Origin of the sequence: Paenibacillus sp. J14 (assembly GCF_000518465.1) — a bacterium.
Classification (GTDB): domain Bacteria; phylum Bacillota; class Bacilli; order Paenibacillales; family Paenibacillaceae; genus Fontibacillus; species Fontibacillus barengoltzii.
Genome location: NZ_JADQ01000073.1, coordinates 1 through 18,446 on the forward strand (window position 1 = coordinate 1; position 18,446 = coordinate 18,446).

Consider the following 18,446-nt stretch of genomic DNA (forward strand, 5'->3'; position numbering starts at 1 on the left):
TCCCAATATGAATGCCTATATCGAATCATTTCATAGCATATTGGAACGCGACTTGTTTAGCAGACGAGAATTTATGACGTTTGAAGAAGCGTTTATCGCACTTGATCAATATATGGACTTTTATAATTATCGAAGAATGCATGGTAGCCTGAAGCATATGGCTCCCATGAAGTTTTCGTTATGGGTCAAAATGCTAGAGGATACCTCAAAGTTCCATAAATCGATGTAAACACACAAGAAAATGAGCTNGACTGCGATAACACAAAACTTGTAGGTCAGGACTCCGGATTTAGGGGGCCTAGCCGCTTTTACATTTCAGACACTGAATAAAGGGGACTTTTCACCAAATGAAATGTACTTTTACAGTTCGGCACGCTCAATCGCGCAATGGCGCATCCTGTAACCTTCGAGGTCACATCCCATCACGCTCATTCAATCCTGCTTCTTCTAACACAACATTACGATGAATGAAAAAGAGGGGACGGGCGTCCCCTCCTGTCACCCTCACCTGCTTATTGGCTTTGAGCGGCAAGGAATGCGTCGATTTGGCTTTGCAGCTCTTGTTGAATCTTATCCAACCCGGCCGCCTTCAACTGTTTGTTCAGGTCCGCTTGCCCTTTCTCCAAGTCTTTGATCAGGCCGTACTCCAGCGGGATCGCATAGCGCAGCATGACGTTGCCTACGTTTGCGACTTCGTTCTTCACCTTGGTGTCGTCAAAGACGAAGGTTTCCAGCGGGAAGTGATAAACTTTAGACTGCCAATCCGCCAGCATTTGGTTGCCTTCTTCCGGATAGGAAGCGTCGGTGCGGTTCAGCAGTGAGTTCCACCCCCATACGGAGTAGCCCGACAGGTTGTAGTTGTTGAAGCTTGGGCCTGGATTGTATTTGTCATCACCCAACGGCTCGTAGTGCTTGCCGGCGATGCCGTACATCGTCAGATCATGGATTTCTTTATCGTTTTGCAGCAGGTCGATTAGCATCAGCGAACGCTCGACGTTTTTAGACGTGGCATGAATCGCCAATCCGTTTTGCGTGGAAATCGCGCCGATTTTTTTCTTATCCGGCGTCAAATCGGCAACGGTGACTTCCATCTCCGGCTTGTCGCGGCGGATTTCGCCAACGTTGCTGGAGATCGTCCCCAGGTTTTGCGCATACGAGGAGGTTTTGCCGGCTTTGATGTCCTGGAACACGTCGTTTTTGTTGCTCACGATGTTCTTCGACCAGCCGTTGTTATCAGCCAAGTCCTTATAATATTTGATCAGTTCGGTAAACTCCGGCGTGTCGTACACGTTGAACACTTTCCCTGCCGGATCGTCCAATTTGTAAGCCAGCGGGAAGTTGTAATCGACCAGATTCCATTCATTTTGTTGTTCCAGCAAAATTTGGTCCAGCTCATGCCATTTCCAGCCGTCAGCTGGCTTTGCGCCGAATGGACTGATGCCTTTCTCGCCCGCTCCGATCGCTTTCAGATAAGCGGCGTAGGTTTCCGGGCTGTTCACCGGTTCCAGATTGTACTTCTTGCGCAGGTCTTCGCGAATCAGAACAACCTTGTCCGTCACTTCCTGGTTGTTGTTGGGCACCATGTACAGCTTGCCGTTCACTTTGGCTTGATCCCAAGAGGCTTGCGGCATTGCTTCCCAGGTCATTGGGGCATAAGTCTGGAGCATTTCCTCCGTCAACTCAAGGAATCCGCCCTTCAGCACCTGGTCATTATAGAACGCCCAGTTCGCGGTGTAAGCGATGTCAAAATCTTCGTTCGCTGCAAATTTCAACGGGTATTTCTGGGTCCAGTCCGCCCAATCCAAAAACTCCGTCTCCACAGTTGCGTTAATTTTCTCTTTCAGCAACTTGTTCAGCTCACCATATACCTCATCATAATCTGTCGGTTTGCTGCCAATCATGAGCAGCTTCAGCGTAACTTCTTGGGACGTATCTACAGCCCCAGTGGTTGCCGGATTGGCCGACGCATTGTTCGAAGCTGCAGCGTTATTTGATGCTGCGTCGTCCGGGGTGTTGGCGCTGCCTGCGTTATTGTTCCCGCCGCCGCAAGCGGACAGTAAAGTCATTAACGCCAGCATCATAGCCACAAGAAACGTTGTTTTCTTCTTCAGTTTCATGACGTTTATTCCCCCTACAAATGATTTGGTATAGAAAAAACTCCTCTATGTGATAACCGGGTTGCCCCGAGGTCACCCTTTCACAGCGCCAATCGTTAGGCCTTGCACAAAATAACGTTGGATGAACGGATACGCGATCATGATTGGTCCGGTGGCTACGATGGTCATCGCCATCTTTAAGCTCTCCGTCGGGATGTCGGAGGAGACGACGGCACCTGCCGCCATCATCGCCTTGCGCATGCCGTCCATGTTGCCAAGCAAACGGTACAAGTAATACTGCAGCGGCATCAGGTCGGAATTGGAGATAAACAAGAGCGCGTTATACCAGTCATTCCAGTACCCCAAGGCGATAAACAGCCCAATCGTGGCCAGCGCCGGCTTCGACAACGGAATCACAAATTGCAAATAAATTTGGAAATCGCCCGCCCCGTCGATTTTGGCCGATTCGATAATCGCCTCCGGGATGCTGCTCATAAATGACTTCATTACGATGATGTAGAAGACGTTCATCAGCATCGGCAGAATTAGGACAAGTAACGTATCCTTCAGATCCAGGTAGTTTACAATCAGCAAGTACCACGGGACAAGCCCGCCGCTGAACAGTGTCGTGAAGAAGAAGAAGAAGGAGAAATGGCTGCGCCATTTGAAATCCTTGCGCGCCAGCACATAGGCCGTCATCGAGGTCAAAAACAACCCGAACAGCGTGCCCAGCAGCGTAACGGAAATCGTCACGCCGTACGCCTTCAACATTTCCTGCGGGTACTTGAACAGGATGCCGTAGGCTTCCAGAGAGAAGGACGTCGGGATCAGCTGGAACCCGTCCTCAATGATCTTGCTCTCGTCCGTCAACGAAGAAGAGAGAACCAGTATGAAAGGAAAAAGACAAAACACCGCCAGCAAAGTCAAAGCCACATATCCGATGATCTGCATCAGCAGACGGTCGGTCGGTTTGGGTTTGGAAGCTGCCGGCTTCGTGACCGGCTGCAGATCGGGAGCCATCGTACTCATCAGCGTTAACCTCCACTCGTTTCATTCTTGTTGACCATCGCGATTGTGTTGACAAACCGCTTAGAACAAAGCGCGGTCCTTATCGTATTTCCGCACAGCATAATTCGCCAGCATAATCGTCGCGAAGCCCAATATCGATTGATAGAATCCCGCTGCGGCGGACATCCCAATCTCGTTCGAAGTTGTGAGCATCCGGAACACGAAGGTGTCGATAACATCCGTTGAGGAGAACAGCAGGCCGTTGTTGCCAACCAGGTTATAGAACATGCCGAAGTCCCCGCGGAAAATATTCCCGATCGCCAGCAGTACCAAAATGATCAGCGTCGGATAAAGGTTCGGAATCGTGATTTTGCGAATTCGTTGAAAGACGTTCGCCCCATCGATCTCAGCGGCTTCATACATCTCCGTATCAATGCTCGTGATCGCCGCCAGGTACATAATCGTTCCGTAACCCAGCGTCTTCCAGGCCGATACGACGACGAGAATCACCGGCCAATAGGCAGCCGTATTGTAGATATCAATCGATTCCAGGCCAATCGCATTCAGAAGCACGTTGATCGTACCATAATCGTAATTGAACAAGTTATATGCAATCGCCCCCACGACAACCCAGGAGATAAAATACGGCAGAAACATCACCGTTTGCGTGATTTTGCGAAACCATTTCCCCGCCACCTCAAACAGCAGGATTGCCGCAAAAATCTGCACCGCGTTGTTTACCACAATAAACGCAATGTTATACAAAGCCGTATTGCGTGTAACCCGCCAGGCGTCCCCGGAGTCGAAGAAAAACCGGAAGTTGTCCAGTCCGTTCCAGGGGCTTCCGAACACTCCGCCGGTGTAGTTGTATTGTTTGAAGGCCAGGACAATCCCCGCCATCGGCACATAGGCGAACAGCAGGAAGAACAGGACGGCCGGCGTCAGCATGAGCAGCAGAACCTTATACTTCTTCACGTCGTTCCAGAATCCGCTTCGCTTCATGTCTCGAACTCCCCTCTTGGTTGTCTCTTTATCTCACAGTATAGAGGGGAGCGGTTTCATTCGGGATTCAGTGAAACAACAAAAACTAATACAAATTCCACGATAATCCAAAAATTCACAAAAAAAAGAACCCCGCCTACCGCTAAATCATGGAGAGACGAGGTCAGAAACCAATGAAAAGGGGGGCTGGCCCCCCCATTGTCGGGTGACCAGTAACAGTGGGTGTGTAGTGTGCAGTGACCAGCGAGACTCGTGCGCCGCATCGTAACGGACCGTAATGACCTTATGGGCTCATTTCCCGGAGATTTCCCATGCTAACGGACTCCAGCACCCTTAAATCGGCCCTATGACAGCAATTTGCTCAAAAATATCCGAAATAAGGTATCCTCTGTCCGTTAAAAAGGAAATGCGAGCACCATCAAGTCAATAACGTCCGTCATGTCCGTTAGCCCAGGCCGCCAAGAACGCAGCGGGGATTACGGCCCCGACCTTATCAGATCTTATGCGTTTTGCGATATTCCCCGGGCGTCATCCCGGTAGCTTGCTTGAATTGCCGGTTGAAATAAATGATATTTCTATAGCCCATCCGTTCAGCGATTTCATAGATCTTCAAGGTAGGATCGGTCAGCAGCTCGCAGATGCGCTTGGTCTTCAGCTCGTTCAAGTAATCGCTGAAATGCCGGCCCGTTTCTTCCTTAAACAAAAAGCCGAGGTAGTTTGGCGTAAAATCGAAGCGGGCCGCGACGTCTTTCAGCGTCATTTTTTGCTCCAGATTGCTCTCGACATAGGCCATAATATCTTGAATCAGCTTGCGTTTCTGCTTCTGCTTCTTGACGTACAACAGCTCGGACAACTCAAAGAAGCGTTTCCGCAGCCAAGACGTAATATCGTGAATCGTCTCGAACTGGAACAGCAGCACCGGCTGGTGCGTATCCCACTTCAACAGCTCATACAGATTTTCATTGATCTCACGCAGATCGGCATGCAGCTGGGTGGTGATACGGATGATGAGATCGTACACATCGTTCTTCTGGGCCAGCGGGGAACCTTGATAAAACAGCTCCAGCAAGCAGTCGTCAATCGTTACGAGATCATAGCTTAGAATTGCCTTTAACATCCGCCGGAGAATCTCGTCCGTTCGTGCACTGGCAAATCGGCTTTCGCCCGGATACACCCGAGCTTCGTGGATCAACCGGTCCTTGCCGACCAGCCACTTGGCGCTAAGCGCCGCTTGCGCCTGGCGGTAGGACGCCCGCAACGCTTCTTCATCCCGTGCGAAGCTGCCTACCCCAACGGTCACGGAGAAGGGGGAAATTCCTCGGACCGCCCGGATCAGCTCCTCCAGCAGCTCCAGGAACGCCGTTTCCGGTACAGAAGCCAGCAGGAGAAACCGCGTCGGTTGGCTGACGATGAACGTGCCCAGCTTCATCTCCGTCGTAAAATGCTGGATAAACGCCATCACCTTCTGAATTTGCTTGCGTCGCTCCTCCTCCGGCAAATCCCCGGTCTTCCATTCCAGATCGTCGATTTCAACGAGGGCTGCTGCGGTTCCTGTTTTAAACAGGGTTTGCAAATATCCGCGAATATGCCCTTCGACCTGCTCCGGGGAGATCTCGTTCAACCAACGCAGCAACAACTCCTCATTCACGAGCGTCAACGCTTCCGTAAACGTGCGATCTTGATCCCGTTCGCGCTCGATGGTCGCGCAGAGCTCACCCAGCATTTTATACAGCTCCTGATCTTCCACAGGCTTCAGCAAATAAGCCGACGCGCTGATCTTGATCGCTTCCTTGGCGTACTCAAAGTCCTCGTGCCCGCTGATAAAAACGATTTTGACACTTGGCTGAATCTCCTTGGCCTTACGGGCGAATTCAATGCCTGACATGATTGGCATGCGGATATCGGACAGAATCAGATCGATTCGCTCCTGCTCCATCGCCTTAAGCGCATTAAAGCCGTTATTGGCGGTTGCCGCCACCTGCAGGTTCATTCCGCTGCCCTGCACTCTGCGGCGCAGCCACTCGAGGTCTACTGCCTCATCGTCGACAAGTAATACGTTAATCTCCATGGCCGTCATTCCTTCTCGTAGGTTTACTTCTTATCTCGAGCATACTTATCGCTCGTTCCGCTGAACATATCGGTTTGCAATGATAATCTATACAAATTCACCGATTTTACAGACTTTCCTCTGAGAGATCACCAAAAATTATTCCATTGCCGGAAGCTCCCCAGAGTTCATCGGAAGCACGATCTGAACCGTTGTGCCTCCGCCGTAGATGCTGGCGATGCGAATGCCGTATTTACCTCCGTAGCGGAGCTTGATCCGCGCATCGACATTCTTCACCCCGTAGCCGCCGGATGGGCTTGGACCAATCAGCAAACGCTGCACCGTCTCCGGCCTCATCCCAATCCCGTTATCGATCACTTTCAACTCCAGGTCATCGCCCCGCCGCTTCCCTTTAATGACGATCGCAATCGATTCGCCAAACCAGGCATGCTTAAACGTATTCTCCACGAACGGCTGCAGGATCAGCTTCATCACTTGTACCTGCAGCAGTTCGGGATCCACGTCGACGTGGACAGAGAAAGCCCCGGCGTATTTGACCCGCTGAATACCCAGATACGTCTCCACCTGCTTCAACTCGTGTTCCAGCGGTGTAAAGACGTTCCCTTGATTCAAGGTCAGCCGATAAAATCGCGACAAGCCCTGCACCATCTCGGTGACCTTGGCGGTCTCGCCGAGATTGGCCAAACTGCTGATTGTCGACAGCGTATTGTATAGAAAATGCGGGTTCATCTGCGCCTGCAACGCCTCCAGCTCCGCTTGCTTCTTCTGGATGCCTTGCACGTACACGCTGTTGATCAGCCCCTGAATATTGGCCGCCATCACGTTAAATGCATCGGCAATATGTACAAACTCATCGTTACCGGAGAAGCGAATCCGCTTCTGGAAGTTCCCCTCCTGAAAGGAACGGACGAGCCAAACGATGCGTTTCATCTTTCGTCCGGACAGCCGAGCCACAATAAACCCAATGAAAGCCATGCAGATAAAACTGATGCCGCACACGGTAAAAATCACCCGCTGCAGCCTGCCTGCATCCTTCGTTAAGTACGCCTTCGGAACCAGCGCCTCAATCACAAAATCGGTGCCGGGAATCGGTTCATGCAGACTCAGATATTTTCCCGGCTGGGCGCCCATTTCCGCATTCCCCCTCTGATAGAGCAAGGCCCCGTCCGACGCGGAATCAATCAGGCGTACCGTAATTCCCTGCTCGACAGGGAACGTGGAGAAGTCGCCAAACAAATCGTCGAGGGAAGCGGTGATGCGGACATATCCGATCACGGTCATGTTCCCGCTATATGAGACCAGGCGGCGGATATGAGAGATGTTCCCCAACCGCTGATCGGTGTCGATCTGCAGCCAGATATTATCCCGTTCGGAATCTTTAAACTGTTGATACCAGGCGCTGTCCTGAATGTCCTCAAACGGCAGAATGTAATAGTCACTGCGGTGAATCGGCTCCTCCAAATTATCGCCCGAAACGATATACAGATCGCTGTTCAGCGTATACAGCATCAGCCGAATATGGTTGCCAAACAGCTTGAGCGGCGCCGTAATTTCCGGAACGATCTCATCCAGCATAACCAGATAAATGTCGTACGGCTCCCCTTTGGTTTGCATCGCTCGTTGAAAGGCGAGATTGCCAAACAGGGTATCCGACATCCGCTGGATCTCGTCCATTTGGTAACGAATGTTATTCCGGGCCTGCTCCATTCCGGTGCGGATATTCGTCTCGGCCATCTCCGTCCGGGATTCCGTCAGCATCGTGTACGACACGTAGCCGATGATCACGTCCGTTAACAGCACGAGCAGCAGGTAAGGAATCAGCATTTTGTAGGTGAAGGGGATATATTTTTTCATGGGATCGCCAAGCTTTCTCATCAATTTAATCGCTTACATTATCCTCCTATTCATCATATCGACCCTTGTCCAGAAAATAAATAATAAAAAACCGACCCAGGTCCATGGCTTTTACTTCGCCAACCCGAATCGGTTTAATAAGGTGCGGTATTATAAGGTTTCTGCGTTCTTTACGGCATGTTCCCAGCTAGGAAAATAAAACAAAGCGTTGCGCATCAACTCCGGATCGTTCTGCTTGACCTGCTTCTTGCTCAGCGAAACGCCTTCACTCTGCAATTGTTTAATACGGCGGACAACTTCATCCGCTCCAAGAGTGGCATCCATACAGCTTTGCTCCTTCCATATCAGGTTGCCTATAGCTTTTCTGTTTCCAACCCAATATATACCTCGGTCCCTAACTTTATCCATGTTTCTGATTCGGAGCGATTACAGTGTGACGCCATCCCCGGAGCGAGGCAGCTTGCCGCCCTTCCCGGTCAGGAAGCTCCGAATCGCCTGCCGGTTGGTGAAACCCAGCACGATGAGGTTTACCAGCCAGACCCCCCAGTAGGGCCGAGCATAGCCGGCAACCAGCAGAAAAATGGACAGCATCGCCATGCCCACGACAACTTGGAAGCCGTCGGCTTCCCTAGATGCATATTTTCCCTTCTTATAGAAAGAAAATACCGCAAGCAGCACCGCGAGAATCACCGCATAGGCCAAGGCCGCCTCAAATCGGGTTAAGGCGCTCCACACGCCAAAGGTGACAGCAATCGCCTTCCCCCCCTTAAATTTAAGGAAGGGCGAAAAGGCATGCCCCAGGATCGGGGCGACCGCAACCAGCGTCATCCCGTAATCGCGTCCCAGCATCCCCGATTCGACCAGGAAGACCAGCGGCACATATCCCTTCATAAAATCGAGCAGAATGCCCGCCAATCCCCAATGGTAACCGGCAGACTGCCACAGATTAAACGCGCCGGGGTTGCCGTCGCCAACCTGCCGTAAATCTTTCCGGGCCGCCTTGCCCAGCCAATAGGAAAACATTAAAGCCCCGCACAGGAACTCCACCGCTGCCAGCCAGAGAATCATCGATCTCCCCTGCTTCCTACCTGTACGTCCCGGCCTTTCCAGGTGACCGATCCCCGAAACACCACTTGATAGGCCGAATAGATCAGGATCACGAGGAAAAAGAGGGTCGACAACACATGAAGCAAAGGCATCCCTATGCCAAACTTCCCTACATAGCGCACCAAGAAATATAGCTGCACCGCATACAGCACATATCCGATCAGCAGCGGGTAAGCCCAGGCTGTGTTCCAAAGGAACAAGGCGCCTTCAGAAGCGATAAGCCCCAGGAGCCACACCGCAACCAACAGCGTCGTCGCCGGACGAAGCTTGGCTGTGCTCAGCACCGCCCCTTTCCCGAACCCCTCGAGCTCGCTGCGAATCCCGTTCGGGTACATCCGGAAAGAGACGAGGCCGCTGCCGAGAAAATTGGTCACGCGAATGCCCGCCTCGCGGAACTTCGCGCCAAGGTTCAAATCGTCGAGCAGCTCCGCACGAATGCTGTCATGCCCCTGAATCGCCTCGTAATCGCGGCGTGTCGTCACGATGCAGGAGCCGTAGAGCCCTTTTTGCCGGCTGCGCAGTTCAAACGGCGAGGTGAACGCAAATACGCCCAGGACATTCGTAATGAGCGCCAGACGTTCATAAAACTTCTCCGTGACATGAAACGGTACGACGGAAATCACACCGCCCGCCTCGGCCCGCGCCTGCAGCAGTGACTCCAGCGCCCGGGGGGCCAATCGAATGTCGGCATCCAGGAAGACGATCACGTTGCCGGTGGATTGCCGGTAGCCGTTCCAGACCGCCCAGGTTTTCCCTGTCCATCCGGGAGGCAGCGCGTCGTTCCGAATTACGTTTACCCCATATTTAACGGCGACCTCATAGGTGCCATCGTCCGAAAAATCATCCACCACAATGATCTCATCGGGAGGATAGGTTTGATTTTGCAACGAACCCAGCAGATGCGGTAAATTCCCGGCTTCATTCCGCGCCGGAATGATTACCGACACCTTCTCTCCTCCGCGATAAGGTTCTTCCCGTTCGGGAACAACAACCGCCCGAAACAGGATCCATCCTGCAATCCATCCGATGGCTAATACGATCCAAATTCCCATTGCTGCCCCACCTCTTTCGCTGCCGAAATAAAGTGAAATGACGTATATGAGTATTCTATGTTCGTAATAGCAGAGATGTACAAAAAAGTAGAAGAGACTACCGCTAGTGTAGTCGACAATTCCTATTTTTTCAACGAAAAAACAAAACCCCTCTCGACAACCGAGAGAGGCTTAGATCCTATCTTATTGCTCCAATTTAATAAACGGATCGTCGATCACCAAGCTCTGCGCTTCCGCATCGCTGATTCCCGCATACAATGTCGCTTTGCCGCCGCCTTGACGGACAAGTCCGCCGCTGAATACGACGTCAGCTAAATCCGGCCGCTTCGCCGGGCCCGGCAGGAAATCGGCGCGTTCGGCGATAATCTCCATATCGGTGTATTGGCCGGTTGCCGGGTCAAACCCGAAGGCCATCGGGTAATAATGGCGGTCGCCTTGTTCATCGAAGCGGGCAATATGGCCCAGCACCCCCAGCTTGCCGTTAGCTAGCAGATGGATTTCGTTGCTGCCGCCCCATTCCTCATCAAGGAATTGCTCAAGCAGCGGTGCTTCCTGCACCACCTCAAGCGAGAGATCCGTAAGCCGGTCCACTTTCGCGAAGCCGATTTTCCCTCTGCCCCCTTTCTCCCCCTGCGGACGGGTAAATACGCCAATGGTTCCGTCGGACAGCTCCACCAGGCGCAAATCCTTCATTTGGTCCGGGCCTTGGAAAAACAGCTCTAACTGATGAAGACGAGGTCCCTTGTAAAATACCGTCCGCCAACTGAGCGCTCCTTCCAGCTCCGGGTGCGGGAACGTCTGCACCCCGCCGAATATCAGCTCCCCGCCGATGCGAGTGAAGAACGGATCCTGCAGCCCAAACACCGGCGCCCCTTCCCGGGGAACCCAATGCTCGCCGCGGCGAACAAAAAACCAAATCTCCGACTCCTCGCTGTCCCGGCGCTCCACGCGTCCGGCAATGACCAGCTCCCCTTCGTCCTCGAAGGGAGCCGAAATATTGTAAACGTCCCGTTCGCCTACCCCTTCAAATATCAGTTTGACGGCCTCTCCGGGCTTGTTCACCTTTGCCTTATGCCGGTAGGCCTCAACCAACTTCTCGCACGACAACACACCGCTGTTTTGAAAATTTGCCATCATCTGATTCCCTTTCCGTTAGCTTAGTGGTTGCAAAGCTTCCAGCAGCTGCGGGAGGCGGAAGCTCGCGCAGGCCATCGAATCGTCCGATGCCCCATAATACATAATCACTTGTTCTCCCTTGACGATTGCTCCGCAAGCAAAAATCACACTGTGGAAAAATCCGCTCGTCTCATATTCCGCTTCCGGCACCATCAGCGGTTCCTCCATGCGGGCGATTACCCGGCCTGGATCGTTGAGGTCCAGCAAGGCTGCGCCCATGCAGTAGCGATGCGTCTGATCCGCGCCATGGTACAGAATCAGCCAGCCTGCCTCGGTTTGGATCGGCACACAACCCGCGCCGATGCGGGCTCCGTCCCATTTTCCTTCGCGCAGTCCCATCAGGAAGCGATGATTTCCCCAGTGCTCCAGGTCCGGCGACTCGGCCACCCAGATTTCCGGCAATCCGAGGCCTTCCGGCACCGGGCGGTGAAGCATATAATATTTGCCATCGATTGCTGCGGGGAACAAGGTTACATCTTTATTCGTCGGGGCCAGGATCACCCCTTCCCGATTGAACGTCACAAAGTCGGTGGTCGTCAACCGGCCAACGGCTACGCCTCGTTCAGAAACGGCGCTGTAGGTGATATGATATTGATCTCCCAACTGGGTAATCCGCGGATCTTCAATCCCCCAGCGTTCCAGCGGGTCTTCCGGCCAGACGCTAGGCGTCTCGTCGATGGTAAAGTTCAAGCCGTCCCGGCTGCGGGCCACGCGAAAATGGGAGATGGACGTTAAGTACACCGTGGTTCCCTGCTGATCGCGGATCACCCGAGGGTCGGAGAAGTCGAAGCTCGGATCTTCCCGGTCGACTCTCACAATTTCCACTGCTGGCTCTGCCCCGCGGGTCTGGCGGTTTACGTCCACCACCGGTACAAGCACATAGCGCGGGTCGGTCTGCCGAGGGCATTCCGCCACCCGCAGCAGCAGGAGCACTTCTCCTTCATATTCAGCTACGCCAGCGTTAAATACGCCAAGTACTTCCCAATCCGGGAAGGTAGGCTTGACATCCTTCGGCGTAATCAGCGGATTGTTCACGGAGCGATTGATCTCTATCTTTTGCAACATCGTCATCTAGCAGTTCCTCCTATCCGAAATTCAGACTGATTAGTCTTTCATGCCCGTAAACGTAATGCCCTCGATAAAGTAACGCTGGGCCATAAAGAACAACAGGATGACCGGCAGCGCCACCAGCGTGGACATGGCCATCAGGTAATTCCATTGCGGGGCTTCGTTCACGCCGCCCATAAAGAAATACATCCCGACATTCAGCGTATACATCTTCATATCCGACAGGTAGATGAGCGGACCCAGAAAGTCGTTCCAATACCCCCGGAACGCAAAGATCGCGACAGCCAGCAACGCCGGCTTCACCTGCGGCAGCATGATATAAACGAAAGTCTGGAAGAAATTCGACCCGTCCATCTCAGCCGCATCGTCCAGCTCCCGCGGCAAGGTCATGAAAAACTGACGCAGCAGGAATATATAAAACGGTCCCCAAGCCGTCCACGCCCGCAGGACAAGCGGGTCAAATTGGCCGACCAGGCCAAACTTCTGCCAGATCAGGAACGTCGGAATCAACGTGACGTGAAACGGCAGCATCATCGTAGCCAGCAGCACGAGGAAGATCAAGCCGCTTCCAGGAAAACGAAACCGCGCAAATCCATAAGCGACAATCGTGGCGCTGATCAACTCCGCGATGATCCCCAACACCACGATAAAGATCGTGTTAAACAAGTAGCGGTTAAACGGCATCGCCGTCCACGCTTCCACGAAGTTATGCCATTGCGGCGGATCTGGAATCCATTGCGGCGGCCAGGCGAAGATATCCCCGTCCGCTTGCAGGGCGGTCGACACCATCCAGAAGAACGGCACCAGGATAACGGCAGCTAAGAACGTGACGATGACGTATATGATCGTCTTGTTCACCCATTTCCACGTTCTGCCGGAGACGGCTTGAGTACGGGCTGTCGAAGTATTTTCCATGTGTTACACCTCCTATTAGCGCCGTTCCGATTCGTAGTGAACCCACGCCGGGCTGGAACGGAACACGAGCAGCGTCAACACCAGGATGATGATAAACAACACCCAAGCGATGGCCGATGCCTCGCCCATATGCAGCTGCGTGAATCCGCGCTCGTACACCAACTGGTTCATAAATTTGCCGGCGGCCGAAGTTGGACGGACGAACATCGCAATCGTAAAGATCTGCAGCGCTCCGATCATCCCCATGATGACCTGCAGCAGGATCACCGGCGAAATTTGCGGAATCGTGATGTGCACAAACTTGGCAAATCGTCCGGCTCCGTCAATTTCAGCGGCTTCGTACAGGTTTTTGGGAACACCTTGTAAGCCGGCTAGGAATACGACCGTATTGGTCCCAAAGATCCCCCATAAGCTCATGATGACAAACGCGCCAATCACGTAATGAGGATCGCCAAACCAATTGGGCTTATCGATGCCAAATAGAGATAACAGCGGCGATAGAACGTAGTTGATAATGCCGGATTCACTGTTAAACATCCATCTCCACAGCAGCGCCACGGCCACCTCGGGCATGACCGCCGGAAGGAAGTAGATGGTCCGGTACGTACCGATCCCCTTGATTTTATTGTTCAGCAGCATAGCGACCAGCAGCGCGCCAATCACGCCGATGGGCAGCGACAAGGCGGCGTACAATAGCGTAATCCGAATGGACGGCCAGAACTCGATATCATTCGTAAACAGCTTGATATAATTGCCGAATCCAACCCATTCTGTCTTGCCGAAGATCGAGGACTCGGTAAAGCTCAAATATAAGGAATCTATCAAAGGATATACGGTAAAAATCAGGAAACCTACAATCCACGGAGAAACGAGTGCTAAACCGATCGCCTGCTTCTTTTTCCAACCCAGCTTAGAAACAACGAAGTAGAGCACGCTCGCAATGACTAACAGGACAACAGGGACTAGCAACCATCGGATGAATGTTGCCAGATGGTTTTCCATGCGGTTTCCTCCTTTCTGCACAGGTTGACCCGTTCACTTGATGAAGAAAAGGGAGGAGGCTGATGCCTCCCCGTCCTTCTCGCTTGAACCTTCAATTATTTCATCACACTCTCCAGCAGCGGCTTCACTTCCGGAATCAGCTTCTCCGGGTCGGTCCCAGCGTTGATGATCGGGTCCATCAGCTGCGTCCAGTAAATGTTCTCCCATTCCGGATATTTCTCAGAGTAGCGATACGGTCTTGCGTATTCCATCGAGCTGATAATCGCTTCAAGGGAATGTGATTTCTTCGGATGAAGCTCCTGCAGCGTCGCCAGGTCCGCCAGGGATTTACGCGGCGGCATGATCTTCCAGTGATGGATCGCATCGCTCAGGTCTACTAAAGCTTCGAAAGCTGCATCGGCGTTTTTCGTCTTGACGTTGATGCCCATGCCAAGGATATCGCCAAAGGTCGCGTGAATGCCGGTTGGTCCGGCTGGAACCATAAAGGCCTGCACGTTATCGACCGTGGAATCCAGATCATCGGCTGCCCCGCCCATGAACATCGCCACTTGGCCGTCGCGGAACATTTTATCGAAGCCGCGATCGCGCACGATTTGCTGCGAAGGTGTCAATGGACCCTTCACCAGTTCGGAGTAGAAGTTCAACGCTTCCTTCGCTTCCGGCGAGTCGATTGGCGATTGACCGTCTGCGGTTAAGACGTCCCCGCCGTTTTGCCAGATGAACATTTGAGACGGCGGCCAGCCGTTTAGCGTAAAGCCCCACTGTACAACCGACTTCTCATCAAACCCATCCTCACCCGGATGTTTGCCGTTCTTGTCTTTCGTCAGCTTCGTTGCTGCATCGGTAAATTGCTCCCAGGTCCAGGTTTCATCCGGATAAGACACACCGGCTTCATCGAACAATCCCTTATTCACGTACAGCATTACCGGTTGCTGCAACCATGGCAGACCGTAAACCTTCCCATCGTGCGTAAATGGTTGAAGGGAAGACTCATAATAGTCATCTACGTTTGCTGCCGGTTTGTCAGAGGACTTCAAGCGATCTGTAATGTCCAGCATCGCGCCTTCCGACGAGAATTGGGCCGCACGCTGTGCACTGATCCAGAACAAATCCGGTCCCGAATCACCGGTTAATTGGGTGATTAATCGAGTATCGTACTCCGCTGGATTCGAATCTTGCACAATCGTATACGTTGTAGATTTCTCATTTAATTCGTCAAGAAGCTGCTGCAGCTCTTTCGCTTCGTCTGCCCCGGCCCAAGTCGTCAACTTCAGTTCGACCTTCTTGCCCGGCTCGGCGTTTTGTCCTCCCTTCCCATTCTGTTCGCCTTGGCTGGTGCCTCCGTTATTGCCGGAGCAGGCCGACAACAGCAGGGAAACCGCAAGAACCGAGATGATGCCCAAGGAAAACTTCTTCTTCACACCAATGACCCCCTACTAGATAAATAATAGAATTACTAATTTCATGACTAACCCTCTTTTGTAACGTTACATTAAGATTACGCTTTTATTATCTATCCAAATGATAACGCTGTCAAGAGAGGATTTCGGAATCGAAAAATGCTAAAAAATAGGCTTTTCTCCGCCAATCGTTTACATTACAACATTTTTCGTGTATATTTATTTTTGTAACGTTACAAAAACGATAAGCTGTAGCATAGAGGGGATTCTAAATGCGTAAAAAAGTCGCCATGCAGGATATCGCGGATCGCTTAAATATATCTAAAAACTCTGTCTCCCAGGCGTTATCCGGCAAGGACGGAGTAAGCGAAGAAACGCGGCGCAAAATTATCGAAACAGCGGAAGCCATGGGCTACCGTTACAATAAGAAGACTGCGGCCGGCAATCCAAATCATGTGAAGACGATCGGACTTATTGCCTCAGATTTTGCTTTTTCCATGCAGTTTTTCGGGGAAATCTATCTTGCGGTCGAACGGGAAGCCAAGAACCATGGCATCAATCTCCTGATTCAATCGATTACTCCCGAGATGCGAGATCGGTTGCAACTGCCTTCTTTCATCGAAGAGAAGCAAGTAGACGGCCTCCTCATTCTGTCGCATATCAGTACAGCTTATATCCGCAACGTACTGGAGCAAGGCATCCCCACTGTGCTGATTGACCACCATCACCCGTTGCTCTCTACCGATGCAGTGCTGACCAATAACCGTTTCAGCGCTTATATCGCGGTCAAGCATCTGCTCGATTATGGCCATCAGGATATCGGCATCCTGGGCAATGTTGCAGTGTCGCCTAGTTATCAAGAGCGTTGGGAAGGTTATCTGCTTGCCCTGCGAGAGCACGGCCTGGAGCCGCGTAAAGAGCTGATGCTTGTGCATACGCAGGAAGAGGAGGAGACAATCACAGAAGCCATACGCCGTTTGGATAACCAGCCTAGCGCATGGTTCTGCTTAAATGATGGATTTGCGTTTTACGTCAGCTTGGCGTTGCGTCAACTGGGGTACCAAATCCCTGACGAGATCTCGATCTGCGGCTTCGACAACAGCCATTATTCCCAAATGGCCTCACCCAAAATCACGACGATGGAGGTTGACCTGTCCCTGTTCGCGCACAAAGCGTTTGAACAGCTCATGTGGCGGATCAAGCATCCGGACGAAGCGTACCAGGAAATTCTGCTGCCTACCCGCTTAATCGTGCGCGAATCGACGACAGCGGTGAAAGCTTAAATTAAAAAGGTAGATCAGGGAGATAACCCTGATCTACCTTTTTGTGTATCCGTGGACGATGGGATCGCTACGACTCTCCGTCGGTGAAATCAAAACTAACTGGAATTTCTACCGTTAATCTTGACGAGAACGCAAGGTTTGGGCGATATAACAGCAAAATGTATAGTTAATTTGAGTGCTTTTCCACGAAATCAGCGATTTTGATGAAATTAACGGCAGGTTTTACTGTTCGTTGCGCGAAAGGACCATCTACGTCGAATTTAACGGTACTTTTTCCAGCTAATTATCATTGAGGATGTTTGTTGCTCCCGCCTCACCCGACTTGAGTCCTCAATAACCAAACCAGCCTTTAAGCAAAAACCAGATCACCGGCACCAATAAGGACGGCAGCATATTTAGCGTCTTCGCGTCGATGATCTTCAATATCGATAACCCTGAGCTGGCAATCAGCACGCCGCCGACAATGGAGATCTCCGTCAGCAATGGAGTCGTTAGAAATGTCGCTAAATAATCAGCGCTCATATAGATGGCCCCCTGCCATAAAAAGAGCACGACAGCAGTAAGGGCAATTCCGATGCCGTAACTGGAGGCCAGCACCATGGAGGTGACCAAATCCAGCGTGGCGTTCATGTACAGGTACGTATGATTCCCGTGCAGCGCGCTTTCGATCGGCCCAAGGATGGATAACGTGCCAATGCAGAAGAGCAGGATGGCCGTCGACAGTCCTTGTCCCAAATTCGAGGTGGAGAACCGCCCCACCAGCCGTTGGAATTTCCCGTCGATGTCCAGTGCAGTTCCGGCCAGACTCCCCGCCGCCAGGCTGATGATAAACAACACAGGGAATGTGCTGTCCTTCATATGGGTCACCGCAGCGTTAATGCCAAGCATGGTGGCAGCCAGACCGATGGCGGTAAATAGGGCGGTCTGATACGTCTCCTTCAGCCCTTTCTTAAAGATGCTGCCAAGCACACTCCCCGCCAATATGGCGACCGTGTTCACAATCGTTCCGATCATATTCCTGCTCCTATCCGTTCATAAGTTCTGTCCTCATTCATGATAACGTGTTGCCGAATAACCGTCTAGCGCCTCTCCTGGATGGTCAGTGTCAAGCTAGCGTGGGCAGTCATTTAAGATGCCTGGAACGCGAACCCCGAAGGAACCTCTTCCTTGTAAGCGCTTTGCTTCGTTCTTTCATCAAACACAAGTGATTTGTCAGAATTTTTTGCCGTTATCCGCGAAGTGCTTTGAGTGCCATACCCGTTGTGCTGCTTTGCTTCGGTCCTTGCAGCATGCGAATCATTCCAGCGATACAACCCTTGACCGGTTGCGTCACGTTCTTGAGCAATTGCCGCATGTTTATCGACTGCTGCGGCGTTGCCTGCTTACTCGCTTGTCCTTCAACCGTTCTTACCACC

General features: G+C 52.1%; 16 protein-coding genes and 1 pseudogene. 2 read left to right on the forward strand and 15 right to left on the reverse strand.

All coding sequences use genetic code 11. The annotated features are described in order from the left end of the window. Nucleotides 1–229 (forward strand): IS3 family transposase (locus M891_RS24260; RefSeq protein ID WP_036701216.1); only part of this gene is annotated, 229 nt, incomplete at its 5' end. A gap of 283 nt (nt 230–512) precedes the next feature. On the opposite strand, the gene M891_RS0120220 is transcribed toward M891_RS24260, so the two are convergent. From M891_RS0120220 to M891_RS0120280, 13 genes are all read right to left on the reverse strand, one after another. After that, a complete protein-coding gene (locus M891_RS0120220; protein WP_028540055.1) occupies nt 513–2,117 on the reverse strand; it encodes an ABC transporter substrate-binding protein in 1,605 nt (534 codons plus the stop codon). Nucleotides 2,118–2,189: 72 nt separating this feature from the next. Continuing rightward, entirely contained in the window at nt 2,190–3,125 is a 936-nt protein-coding gene (locus tag M891_RS0120225) for a carbohydrate ABC transporter permease (protein ID WP_028540056.1), read from the reverse strand. 60 nt (nt 3,126–3,185) lie between these two features. Next, nucleotides 3,186–4,106 carry an ABC transporter permease gene (locus tag M891_RS0120230; RefSeq protein ID WP_028540057.1) on the reverse strand — a complete coding sequence of 307 codons (921 nt, stop codon included), beginning with the start codon at nt 4,104–4,106 and terminating at the stop codon, nt 3,186–3,188. A gap of 493 nt (nt 4,107–4,599) precedes the next feature. Next, nucleotides 4,600–6,174, reverse strand: a complete 1,575-nt coding sequence (locus M891_RS0120235; protein WP_028540058.1) for a response regulator — start codon at nt 6,172–6,174, stop codon at nt 4,600–4,602. Between the two features lie 138 nt (nt 6,175–6,312). Continuing rightward, nucleotides 6,313–8,028, reverse strand: coding sequence for a sensor histidine kinase (locus M891_RS0120240; RefSeq protein WP_028540059.1), 1,716 nt, complete (start codon nt 8,026–8,028; stop codon nt 6,313–6,315). 150 nt (nt 8,029–8,178) lie between these two features. Beyond that, complete coding sequence (locus M891_RS25620) at nt 8,179–8,352, reverse strand: hypothetical protein (protein WP_164744226.1); 174 nt, start codon at nt 8,350–8,352, stop codon at nt 8,179–8,181. Nucleotides 8,353–8,454: 102 nt separating this feature from the next. After that, nucleotides 8,455–9,096 (reverse strand): glycerol-3-phosphate acyltransferase, encoded by a 642-nt coding sequence (locus tag M891_RS0120250; protein WP_028540060.1) that lies wholly within the window; start codon nt 9,094–9,096, stop codon nt 8,455–8,457. Beyond that, nucleotides 9,093–10,187: a glycosyltransferase gene (locus M891_RS0120255; RefSeq protein ID WP_028540061.1), complete on the reverse strand. Its 1,095-nt coding sequence runs from the start codon at nt 10,185–10,187 to the stop codon at nt 9,093–9,095. The genes M891_RS0120250 and M891_RS0120255 overlap by 4 nt, the downstream gene beginning before the upstream one ends. A 183-nt stretch (nt 10,188–10,370) precedes the next feature. Then, complete coding sequence (locus tag M891_RS0120260) at nt 10,371–11,321, reverse strand: MTP-1 family protein (protein WP_016310769.1); 951 nt, start codon at nt 11,319–11,321, stop codon at nt 10,371–10,373. Between the two features lie 18 nt (nt 11,322–11,339). Then, nucleotides 11,340–12,434, reverse strand: coding sequence for a glycoside hydrolase family 130 protein (locus M891_RS0120265; protein WP_016310768.1), 1,095 nt, complete (start codon nt 12,432–12,434; stop codon nt 11,340–11,342). Nucleotides 12,435–12,467: 33 nt separating this feature from the next. Beyond that, on the reverse strand, nt 12,468–13,346 hold the full coding sequence (locus M891_RS0120270; RefSeq protein ID WP_016310767.1) for a carbohydrate ABC transporter permease: 879 nt from the start codon (nt 13,344–13,346) through the stop codon (nt 12,468–12,470). Between the two features lie 15 nt (nt 13,347–13,361). Then, nucleotides 13,362–14,348, reverse strand: coding sequence for a carbohydrate ABC transporter permease (locus M891_RS0120275; RefSeq protein WP_028540063.1), 987 nt, complete (start codon nt 14,346–14,348; stop codon nt 13,362–13,364). Between the two features lie 95 nt (nt 14,349–14,443). Continuing rightward, the gene (locus M891_RS0120280) at nt 14,444–15,769 is read right to left on the reverse strand and encodes an ABC transporter substrate-binding protein (RefSeq protein WP_028540064.1); all 1,326 of its coding nucleotides are present in this window, start codon (nt 15,767–15,769) and stop codon (nt 14,444–14,446) included. A gap of 251 nt (nt 15,770–16,020) precedes the next feature. Here M891_RS0120280 and M891_RS0120285 point away from each other — a divergent pair, with 251 nt between their 5' ends. Then, entirely contained in the window at nt 16,021–17,031 is a 1,011-nt protein-coding gene (locus M891_RS0120285; protein WP_028540065.1) for a LacI family DNA-binding transcriptional regulator, read from the forward strand. Nucleotides 17,032–17,361: 330 nt separating this feature from the next. Here the strand turns inward: M891_RS0120285 and M891_RS0120290 are convergent, their stop codons facing one another. Together M891_RS0120290 and M891_RS24265 are read right to left on the reverse strand one after the other, a co-directional pair. Next, nucleotides 17,362–18,045, reverse strand: coding sequence for a DUF554 domain-containing protein (locus M891_RS0120290; protein WP_016310763.1), 684 nt, complete (start codon nt 18,043–18,045; stop codon nt 17,362–17,364). Between the two features lie 214 nt (nt 18,046–18,259). After that, nucleotides 18,260–18,446, reverse strand: a pseudogene (locus tag M891_RS24265) (ISLre2 family transposase); the annotation flags it as partial.